Annotated in this window: 11 protein-coding genes; 9 read left to right on the top strand and 2 right to left on the bottom strand. The window is 71.0% G+C overall.

All coding sequences use genetic code 11. The annotated features are described in order from the left end of the window. Nucleotides 1-497: 497 nt before the first annotated feature. On the top strand, nt 498-800 hold the full coding sequence (locus ACFV57_RS40010; RefSeq protein WP_003982531.1) for a DUF4193 domain-containing protein: 303 nt from the start codon (nt 498-500) through the stop codon (nt 798-800). A 16-nt stretch (nt 801-816) separates the two neighbouring features. Beyond that, nucleotides 817-1,677, top strand: coding sequence for a hypothetical protein (locus ACFV57_RS40005; RefSeq protein ID WP_385243317.1), 861 nt, complete (start codon nt 817-819; stop codon nt 1,675-1,677). Between the two features lie 111 nt (nt 1,678-1,788). Here ACFV57_RS40005 and ACFV57_RS40000 read toward each other — a convergent pair whose 3' ends face one another. Then, complete coding sequence (locus ACFV57_RS40000; RefSeq protein WP_385243314.1) at nt 1,789-2,232, bottom strand: DUF3093 domain-containing protein; 444 nt, start codon at nt 2,230-2,232, stop codon at nt 1,789-1,791. A 58-nt stretch (nt 2,233-2,290) separates the two neighbouring features. Between ACFV57_RS40000 and ACFV57_RS39995 the strand changes: the two genes are divergently transcribed. The 7 genes from ACFV57_RS39995 to kdpC all read left to right on the top strand — a co-directional run bounded on the left by ACFV57_RS39995 (nt 2,291) and on the right by kdpC (nt 9,150). Further along, complete coding sequence (locus ACFV57_RS39995; protein ID WP_385243311.1) at nt 2,291-2,884, top strand: PaaI family thioesterase; 594 nt, start codon at nt 2,291-2,293, stop codon at nt 2,882-2,884. Next, nucleotides 2,881-3,402 carry a dUTP diphosphatase gene (gene dut / locus ACFV57_RS39990; protein WP_385243309.1) on the top strand — a complete coding sequence of 174 codons (522 nt, stop codon included), beginning with the start codon at nt 2,881-2,883 and terminating at the stop codon, nt 3,400-3,402. Before ACFV57_RS39995 ends, dut begins: the two co-directional genes overlap by 4 nt. Nucleotide 3,403: 1 nt before the next feature. After that, the gene (locus tag ACFV57_RS39985) at nt 3,404-4,180 is read left to right on the top strand and encodes a DUF3710 domain-containing protein (RefSeq protein WP_385243306.1); all 777 of its coding nucleotides are present in this window, start codon (nt 3,404-3,406) and stop codon (nt 4,178-4,180) included. 380 nt (nt 4,181-4,560) lie between these two features. Further along, nucleotides 4,561-4,650, top strand: a complete 90-nt coding sequence (kdpF, locus tag ACFV57_RS39980) for a K(+)-transporting ATPase subunit F (RefSeq protein ID WP_073760453.1) — start codon at nt 4,561-4,563, stop codon at nt 4,648-4,650. An 8-nt stretch (nt 4,651-4,658) separates the two neighbouring features. Next, entirely contained in the window at nt 4,659-6,335 is a 1,677-nt protein-coding gene (gene kdpA, locus ACFV57_RS39975) for a potassium-transporting ATPase subunit KdpA (protein WP_385243301.1), read from the top strand. Continuing rightward, nucleotides 6,332-8,491, top strand: coding sequence for a potassium-transporting ATPase subunit KdpB (gene kdpB / locus ACFV57_RS39970; protein ID WP_385243298.1), 2,160 nt, complete (start codon nt 6,332-6,334; stop codon nt 8,489-8,491). Before kdpA ends, kdpB begins: the two co-directional genes overlap by 4 nt. 5 nt (nt 8,492-8,496) lie before the next feature. Further along, nucleotides 8,497-9,150 (top strand): potassium-transporting ATPase subunit KdpC, encoded by a 654-nt coding sequence (gene kdpC, locus ACFV57_RS39965; protein WP_385243295.1) that lies wholly within the window; start codon nt 8,497-8,499, stop codon nt 9,148-9,150. A gap of 169 nt (nt 9,151-9,319) precedes the next feature. On the opposite strand, the gene ACFV57_RS39960 is transcribed toward kdpC, so the two are convergent. Beyond that, nucleotides 9,320-9,889, bottom strand: coding sequence for a GNAT family N-acetyltransferase (locus ACFV57_RS39960; protein WP_385243292.1), 570 nt, complete (start codon nt 9,887-9,889; stop codon nt 9,320-9,322). Nucleotides 9,890-10,037 lie beyond the last annotated feature (148 nt).

The following is a 10,037-nucleotide window of genomic DNA, read 5'->3' as shown; positions in this document are numbered from 1 at the left end:
CGGGGACGCCGTCCGCCCGGCCGCCCGTTTTGACCCGGGACCCGACCTCTTGGCACCCTTGGTCGCCCTCCGCACGCCGGCCACCCCGGCTTGACGTGACGGCGGGCGGCCATGGATCCTTCGCCAAGTTCGCTTTGCGCTGAATTCCTACGGTCCGCCCGACGGCCCGTCTGTGTGTGATCCCTCACAGGCGCGAAATTCGAGCCATCCACTCTCCGTGACCGAAATGATCGCCGGAAGGCCGGGAAAATCCGGGTTTCCGGGGCCCTTGATCACGGGAAGTACACGTGATGGCGTGCGCGAGGTGCGACATTCGGACCGTGTACGGTCCTGATCGCCATCCAAACCGATCACCTCTTCAGGGGTGCGGTTGGGTGTCGATTGAGTAACAGACCTTGATGTGAGGCAAAATCTCCGCCTCAGGTCGGGCACAAGTCCGGCCTCTCACGCGTTACGTGCGCTGGAGACACCGCAGACACCCAGAGGGGGAGAGCGACATGGCTACGGATTACGACACCCCACGCAAGACAGATGACGACCTCAACGAGGACAGCATCGAGGAACTGAAGTCGCGGCGGAACGACAAGTCCGCCTCGGCCGTCGACGTCGACGAGTTCGAGCAGGCCGAGGGCCTGGAGCTGCCCGGCGCCGACCTTTCCAACGAGGAACTGGCCGTCCGGGTGCTGCCCAAGCAGCAGGACGAGTTCACGTGCATGAGCTGCTTCCTGGTCCACCACCGCAGCCAGCTGGCCGCGGAGGACAAGAACGGCCAGCCGATCTGCCGCGACTGCGCGGCCTGAAGGACCGGTCTACGCCGTGGCAGGCGTGAACCCGTTCCGTAAGGGACGCAAGGGCGAGAAAGGCCCGGCGGCAGGCGCACGATCACGCGACGAAACCGCGCCCGTGCCCGCCGACCCGACCGCCCTGCCCACGGAACGGACGACCGGTGCACTGGAGGAGCGAGGCCGCGCGGCCTCGCTCGCTGCGGCAGTGGGCCGCGGCACCAGAAAGGGCCGCGCGGGCGCCCGCAAGGGCCTGGCGGCCGTCGCCGAGCGCATCATCGAGGGCGCCCCGCGCATTCCGGTCCGCGACCTGGCGACGCTGCGCCGGCAGTTCCCCGGCCTGACCCCCGAGGAACTGGCCGACAAGCTGGTCACCGGCGCCACCCGGGGCACCGCCACCGTCGGAGCGGGGGTGGGCGCGGCGGCGATGCTGCCGGTGCCGCCCGCCATGCCGGCCGAGCTGGCGGCCGAGATCGCCGGGGTGGCCTCCGTGGAGATCAAGCTCATCGCCGAGCTCCACGAGGTCTACGGCCTGCGTCCCGCCGGGAACGGCAGGCAGCGCGCCACCGCCTACCTGACGTCCTGGACCGAGGAACGCGGCATCGACGTCACCCGGCCCACGACGGTCAACGCCGCGCTCGGCGGCCAGATGAAGCGCGAACTGCGCCAGCAGATCATGAAGCGCACGCTGCGCAATCTGCCGAACCTGACGCCGTTCATGGTCGGCGCCGCCGTCGGCGCGTTCATGAACCGCCGGGACACCGCGAAACTCGCGGACAAGATCCGCAAGGACCTGCGCGCGAAACAGGTGCCGTGGGACGCCCTCCCGGACACCGGGGCGACGGCCCTGCCGGACACCGGAGCGACGGAGCTGCCGCCGGCGAGCGGCCAGTGAAGGCCCGCTGAACCGTTCCGGCCTCGCCGCGCTCCCGCCGCGCACCCCCGGGAAGGCCGCTGTGCCGCCCGACGGCGCCCCGTCCGCCCCGCCGCCTCCCTCGTGGACGGTTCAGGCCCGCACGGCCGCCAGCGCGGCCACCAGGGCCTCCGGATCGCGGGTCGAGAGGTACGCGTACGGAGTCGGGTCCGACGGGTCCGTGATCTCCACCCGCACGGCGGTGCGGATGTAGCTGCGCAGCAGCATGAAGGCGCGGGTGTCGGCCTTGTGCGTACGCCACGCCACCGCCTCCTCGGCGTCCAGCGGCCGTGCCTCGCCCAGCGCCGCGACCGGAATCCGGGCGTCGCCCGCGATCAGCGAGTCGCCCACGACGCGGATGCGCACGGAGCCGTACGAGCTGACCGCGACCGCGGACAGCGCCGCGCCGCCGATCAGTCCGCCGAGCATCGGCAGCGTCCCGAGCGGGAGCAGCATCAGGGCGCAGGCCACGCCGATCAGACCGGCGATCACCCACCAGGAGCGGGGCGCGGTGAGGCGTTCTTCGTACGACTGCATGGCCCCAGCTTGGCACGGCGGCGCGGGCCGGTTACGCGCGCGGGTAGGGTCTGCACTCGTGAGTGGAACCGACAAGGCCCCGACGCGGCCGACGCCACCGGCCGACGCCGTCGCCCCGGTGCGGCACCCCGACGCCCCCGCGCCCGGCGAACTCCTCGGCGCGCACTACGACCACTGCTTCGGCTGCGGAGCGGCGCAGTCCCACGGGCTGCAGCTGCAGGCCCGCGCCGAGGAGGGGGTGCGGGTGACCGCGGAGTTCACGGTCAAGGAGGCCCACCAGGGCGCCCCCGGCCTCGCGCACGGCGGCGTGCTGGCCACCGCCCTGGACGAGACGCTGGGTTCGCTGAACTGGCTGCTGCGGGTGATCGCGGTGACCGGCCGTCTGGAGACCGACTTCCTGCGGCCCGTACCGGTCGGCACGGTGCTGCACCTGGACGCGGAGATAACCGCCGTCCACCGCCGGAAGATCTACTCGACGGCGGTGGGCCGCATCGGCGGCCCCGACGGCCCGGTCGCGGTGCGCGCCGACGCCGTGTTCGTCGAGGTGAAGGTCGACCACTTCATCGACAACGGAAGGCCGGCCGAGATCCAGGCCGCCATGGCCGATCCCGACCAGGTCAGACGAGCTCGTGCTTTTGAGGTGAACCCGTGAGTCAGGTACGCAATCCGGTGGATGTGCTGATCCGGCGTCTGGACCCGGAGGTGCCGCTGCCCGCCTATGGCCACCCCGGTGACGCGGGCGCCGACCTGGTGACCACCGAGGCGGCGGAGCTCGCGCCGGGGGAGCGCGCGGTGCTGCCCACCGGAGTGTCCATCGCGCTGCCCGACGGGTACGCGGCGTTCGTGCACCCCCGCTCGGGCCTGGCCGCCCGGTGCGGACTGGCGCTCGTGAATGCCCCCGGGACGGTGGATGCCGGGTACCGTGGGGAAATCAAGGTGATCGTGGTCAATCTGGACCCGCGCGAGAGCGTGCGGTTCGCAAGGTTCGACCGGATCGCCCAACTGGTCGTCCAGCAGGTCGAGAAGGTGCGCTTCCACGAGGTGGCGGAACTTCCCGGCTCGGCGCGGGCCGAGGGGGGATTCGGTTCCACCGGCGGTCATGCGGCGGTGGACGGCTCCACGGGTGGGAATGGATACGCATCGGTCGGTGCCGACCGGGAAGGACAGTGACGTGTTCGGACGTCGCAAGAAGAACGAGGCTCCCGCGGAGTCGGCAGTGGAAGCCGCCGACGAGGCGGCCTCGGACGCAACCTCCGCGGACGAGGCTGCCGGGCCCGACGAGGAGGAGCGGCGGGTGAACCTGCCCCCGGCCCCGCGGCCCGACGGCCCCTGGGACCTCTCCGAGGTCACGGACCCCGCCGAGGGGCGGGTGGACCTGGGCGGCATGTTCGTGCCCGGCGTCGAGGGCATGGAACTGCGCGTGGAGGTCGCCGGTGACGCGATCGTCGCGGCGACCGTGGTCCTCCAGGACAGCGCCGTACAGCTCCAGGCGTTCGCCGCCCCCAAGAAGGAGGGCATCTGGGGCGAGGTCCGCGAGGAGATCGGCGTCGGGATCACCCAGCAGGGCGGCGTCATCGACGAGGTCGAGGGCCCTCTTGGCTGGGAACTGCGCGCCCAGGTCCCCGTACAGCTCCCGGACGGCACCAACGGCGTCCAGGTGGTGCGCTTCGTCGGCGTCGACGGCCCGCGCTGGTTCCTGCGCGGCGTCATCTCCGGCCAGGGCGCGGTCCAGCCCGAGGCCGCCGGCATCCTGGAGCACATCTTCAAGGACACCGTGGTCATCCGCGGCGAGGCCCCCATGGCCCCCCGCGACCCGATCGTCCTCAAGCTCCCCGAGGACGCCCAGATGGTCCCCGACGGCGTCCAGCAGGAGTCCGCGGAGACCTCCCGCTTCGGCGGCGGCGTGGAACGCCTGGAACGCGGCCCGGAGATCACCGAAATCCGCTGACGCGCCCGCGTCGGCCGACGCCCGCGCACTTCGCCCCGTGACCTCGTCGGTCACGGGGCGAAGTGGTTTTGCGGCACCGGCACCGGCACCGGCACGGCCGGAAATCTACGCCGCCGATGGGTCGTACTCCCTTTCGAGGAGTGCGGCCCATCGGTGTTTTCGCAGGTCAGGGCGCGGAGCGTATGAGAGTCGTCAAGGGGGTGCTAATGGCCGTAAGGGAGGCGTCAACAGTGGTCGAAAATGGTCATGTTGGCGGTTTGCTCTAGGTGTCCGTTCAACCGAACCCACTAGGAGCACACGATGGCCGACGTGGCCTTCGTCGTCACCACGCTCGCGGTCTTCGCGCTGGTGGCTCTCGTCGCCAAGGGGGTGACGAAGCTGTGACCGTCGAGAACGTCGTCGGACTGATCGTCGCCGTCGCCCTGCTCGGCTACCTGGTCCTCGCCCTCGTCTTCCCGGAGAGGTTCTGAGCGTCCTGATGAGCCCCATCCTGGCCGGCGTGCTCCAGCTCACCGCGCTCGTCGCGGCGCTCGCCCTGGCGTACCGTCCCCTCGGCGACCACATGGCCGCCATGTACAGCTCGCGCAAGCACCTGCGCGTCGAGAAGGTGATCTACCGCTGCATCGGCGCCGACCCGGACACCCAGATGCGCTGGCCCGCGTATCTGCGCGGCGTCCTCGCCTTCTCCGTGGCCGGCGTGCTCTTCCTCTACCTGCTCCAGCGCCTCCAGGGCGCTCTGCCGCTCTCGCTGGGCTTCGCGTCGATCAGCCCGGACCAGGCGTTCAACACCGCCGCGTCCTTCGTCGCGAACACCAACTGGCAGTCGTACAGCGGTGAACAGGCCATGGGCCACGTCGTGCAGACGGCCGGCCTGGCGGTGCAGAACTTCGTCTCGGCCGCGACCGGCATGGCCGTCGCGATCGCCCTCGTACGCGGCTTCTCCCGGACCCGTACCGGTGACCTGGGCAACTTCTGGGCGGACCTGGTGCGCGGCACCGTGCGCATCCTGATGCCGATCGCCGTCGTGGGCGCCCTCGTCCTCGTCGCGTGCGGCGCGATCCAGAACTTCTCCGGCATCCACGGGGTCGGACAGTTCCTGGGCGGCACCCAGCAGACCAACGGCGGCGCGGTCGCGTCCCAGGAGGTCATCAAGGAGCTGGGCACCAACGGTGGTGGTTACTTCAACGCCAACTCGGCCCACCCCTTCGAGAACCCGAACGGCTTCACCAACCTCTTCGAGGTCTTCCTCATCCTGGTCATCCCGCTCGCGCTGACCCGTACCTTCGGCCGGCTCGTCGGCAACGTGCGGCAGGGCTACGCGATCCTCGCCACGATGGGCGTCATCTGGCTCGGCTTCACGGCCCTGATGATGTGGACCGAGTTCGCGCACGGCGGCCCGGCGCTCCAGGCGGCCGGCGCGGCGATGGAGGGCAAGGAGAACCGCTTCGGCATCGGCGGCTCGTCGATCTTCTCGGTCGCCACGACCCTCACCTCGACCGGCGCCGTGGACGCCTTCCACGACTCCTTCACGGCCTTCGGCGGCGGCATCCAGCTGCTCGGCATGATGCTCGGCGAGATCGCGCCCGGCGGCGTCGGCTCCGGCCTGTACGGCATGCTCGTGATGGCCGTGATCGCGGTGTTCATCGCGGGCCTGATGGTGGGCCGCACCCCCGAGTACCTGGGCAAGAAGATCGGCACCCGCGAGATCAAGCTCGCGGCCTGCTACATCCTCATCACCCCGACGCTCGTCCTCGGCTTCACCGCCGCCTCGATGGTGCTGCCGGACGCGCTGGGCTCGATGCTCAACACCAAGGCGCTCGGCGCCGGGCCGCACGGCTTCTCCGAGGTGCTGTACGCGTTCACCTCCGGCGCCAACAACAACGGCTCGGCCTTCGGCGGCCTGAACGCCAACACCCCCTGGTACAACACCACGATCGGACTGGCGATGCTGCTCGGCCGCTTCCTGCCGATGGTGTTCGTCCTGGCGCTGGCCGGCTCGCTCGCCGAGCAGAAACCGGTCCCGGAGACGGCGGGCACGCTGCGCACCGAGAAGCCGCTCTTCGCGGGCCTGCTGGTCGGCACGATCCTGATCATCACCGGTCTGACGTACTTCCCGGCGCTGGCCCTCGGCCCGATCGCGGAGGGGCTGTCATGACCACCGACGTAAACGACATACAGCACGAGGAGCGCCGCTCCATGTCCACCGCAACACCGACCCGCGCGCCGCACCAGGACGTGCCCGGCGGGCCCAGGCCGGACGGCGACGGCCGTGTCGGCGGCGGTCTCTTCGACCCCGGGCAGCTCGTGAAGTCGCTGCCGGACGCGGTGCGCAAGCTGGACCCCCGGGTGATGGTCAAGTCCCCGGTGATGTTCGTGGTCGAGGTCGGTTCGGTACTGACCACGGTCTTCGCCGCCACGTCCCCCTCGGACTGGTTCGGCTGGGCCATCGCCGTCTGGCTCTGGCTCACCGTGATCTTCGCCAACCTGGCGGAGGCGGTGGCCGAGGGCCGCGGCAAGGCGCAGGCGGACACGCTGCGCAAGGCCAAGACCGACACCGTCGCGCGGCGCCTGGAGGGCGCCGCGGAGACCAGCGTCCCCGGCACCGCGCTGCGCGTCGGCGACCTCGTCGTCTGCGAGGCGGGCGACATCATCCCCGGTGACGGCGATGTCGTCGAAGGCGTCGCGTCGGTCGACGAGTCCGCCATCACGGGCGAGTCGGCGCCGGTCATCCGCGAGTCCGGCGGTGACCGGTCCGCGGTCACCGGCGGTACGAAGGTGCTCTCCGACCGCATCGTCATCAAGATCACCACCAAGCCCGGCGAGACCTTCATCGACCGGATGATCAACCTCGTCGAGGGCGCCGCCCGGCAGAAGACGCCCAACGAGATCGCGCTGAACATCCTGCTCGCCTCGCTGACCGTCGTCTTCCTGCTGGCCGTGGTGACCCTCCAGCCGTTCGCGGTGTACGCGGGCGCCGAACAGCCCATGATCGTGCTGCTGGCGCTGCTGGTCTGCCTCATCCCGACGACGATCGGCGCGCTGCTGTCGGCCATCGGCATCGCGGGCATGGACCGCCTGGTCCAGCGCAACGTGCTGGCGATGTCCGGGCGCGCGGTCGAGGCCGCCGGCGACGTCTCCACGCTGCTGCTCGACAAGACCGGCACCATCACCCTCGGCAACCGCCAGGCCGCCGAGTTCGTCCCCGTCAAGGGCGTGACCGAGGCCGAGGTCGCCGACGCGGCGCAGCTGTCCTCGCTCGCCGACGAGACGCCCGAGGGCCGCTCGATCGTCGTCCTGGCCAAGGAGAAGTACGGCCTGCGCGAACGCCACCAGGGCGAGCTGACCGACGCCGAGTGGGTGCCCTTCACCGCCCAGACCCGGATGTCGGGCGTGGACGTGACCGAGCACGGCACCGTACGCAAGGTCCGCAAGGGCGCGACCGGTTCGGTCATCGCCTGGGTACGGGAGCAGGGCGGCACCGTCCCCGACGACGCCGACCGGCTCGCGGGCGGCATCTCCGAGGCCGGCGGCACCCCGCTGCTGGTCGCCCTGGAGGACGGGCGCGGCGCCCGCGTCCTCGGCGTCATCCACCTCAAGGACGTCGTCAAGGACGGCATGCGCGAACGCTTCGTCGAGCTGCGCAAGATGGGCATCAAGACCGTCATGATCACGGGTGACAACCCGCTGACGGCCAAGGCCATCGCCGACGAGGCGGGCGTCGACGACTTCCTCGCGGAGGCCACGCCCGAGGACAAGATGGCGCTGATCAAGCGGGAGCAGGCGGGCGGCAAGCTGGTCGCGATGACCGGCGACGGCACCAACGACGCGCCGGCCCTGGCCCAGGCGGACGTGGGCGTCGCCATGAACACCGGCACCTCCGCCGCCAAGGAGGCCGGGAACATGGTCGACCTGGACTCCAACCCGACCAAGCTCATCGAGATCGTCGAGATCGGCAAGCAGCTGCTGATCACCCGGGGCGCGCTGACCACCTTCTCGATCGCCAACGACGTCGCGAAGTACTTCGCGATCATTCCGGCGATGTTCGCGGTGGCCTACCCGGGCCTGGACACCCTCAACATCATGCGGCTGCACAGCTCGCAGACCGCGATCCTGTCCGCGATCATCTTCAACGCGCTGATCATCGTGGCGCTGGTCCCGCTGGCCCTCAAGGGCGTGCGATACCGCCCGGTGAGCGCGGACCGGATGCTCCGGCGCAACCTCGGCATCTACGGACTGGGCGGCCTGATCGCCCCGTTCGTCGGCATCAAGCTCATCGACCTGCTCATCTCGCTGATCCCCGGGATCGGGTGACCCTCATGAACAACTCGGTACGCAACAGCGCCCGCCTCCTCGGCGCCGGGCTGCGCGCCCTGCTCGTCCTGACCGTGATCTGCGGCGTGCTCTACCCGCTGGTGGTCACCGGCGTCGCCCAGGCCGCCTTCCACGACCGGGCCAACGGCTCCGAAGTGACGCAGAACGGCAAGGTCGTCGGCTCCGAACTCCTCGGCCAGCGCTACGACAAGGGCCAGGACAAGAAGGGCGACCCGATTCCGGACCTGCGGTACTTCCAGCCGCGCCCGTCCGCGGGCCTGGGCAGCAACCGGACCAACGGCGTCAACACCCAGTACGACCTCCAGGTCTCCGGCGCCACCAACCAGGGCGCCACCAACACCGACCTGATCGCCGCGGTCGCGGAACGCAAGAAGTGGGTCGCCGGGACCTACGGCGTCCCCGAGTCCGAGGTCCCCGCCGACGCCGTCACCTCCTCCGGCTCGGGCCTCGACCCGGACATCTCCCCGGCGTACGCGAAACTCCAGGTCGGCCGGGTGGCGAAGGAGAACCGCCTGGACCGCGCGAAGGTGGAACGCCTGGTGGAGGACACCACCCAGGGGCGGGTCCTGGGGTTCATGGGGGAGCCCAGGGTCAATGTCCTGAAGCTGAACATGGGGCTGCGGGAGCTGGCCGGATAACCCGGGGAACCGGAGTGATCGCAGGGACCGCGGCGGCCGCGGAGCCGACGCTGCCACCGGCCCGGTCTCCCGGGCAACAGGCCCGCCCGTATGTCACGGGCGGGCCGTTCGCCGTGTCCAGGGCGCGTACTTCCCTACGGACATCCCCGGGCCCCGCGCGGAGCCGCCGTCACCAGACGTCCCCGCTCCGCCAGTCGCAGGCCAGCTGCCCCGTGAGGTCCAGTGGGACGGCCCCCGGGAGGACGTGGACGGCGCCGTCCTCCTCAGGGGTGAGCCGCAAGCCGGCCGGGGCGAGGACGGCGGTCGGGCCCTGCCAGAGCTGCCAGCCGCGGGCGGCGTAGAAGGCGGCGGCGCCGGCGGAGGCGCTGAGGGCGCCCAGGTCGTAGGCGTCGCGTACGACCCGCTCCAGGGCCGTCATCATGGCGGCGCCGTGCCCCCGTCCGCGCCGGTCGGCACGGACACCCACGGCCTCCACGTAGCCGCAGCGCAGGGGCCGTCCCGCATGCAGCATCAGGCGCTGTACGACGGAGGCGTGGCCGATCAGCTCGCCGCCCTCCCACACCAGGGCGTGCACGCCGCCCAGCGCGTGGTCCCAGTCCTCCTCGGACAGGTCGCCTTCGAAGACGTCGTGGAGGAGGGCCCTGGCCGCGGCGCGGGCGGGTGCGTCCAGTTCCGCGGTGTGTACGAGACGGGGGCCGTCGGGACGGGGGCGTACGGGACGGGTGTGCGCGTCGGTCATGACTGCCATCGTCGTCGCGGCGGCGGGGGAGGTCGAGCCGGTTTCCCGGGGCCCGGCGGGGGCGGCGCGGGCCCGGCGGGCGGTGCGGCCGCCCCGTATCAGAGTCGCGTCAAGACCTGGGGCGAAGCCGCCACCTGCACCTTTTGTG

The organism is Streptomyces sp. NPDC059788 (assembly GCF_042732265.1).
Lineage (GTDB): Bacteria > Actinomycetota > Actinomycetes > Streptomycetales > Streptomycetaceae > Streptomyces.
The sequence above is the reverse complement of the archived record's forward strand: the minus strand, read 5'-3'. Positions and strand labels throughout refer to the sequence as shown.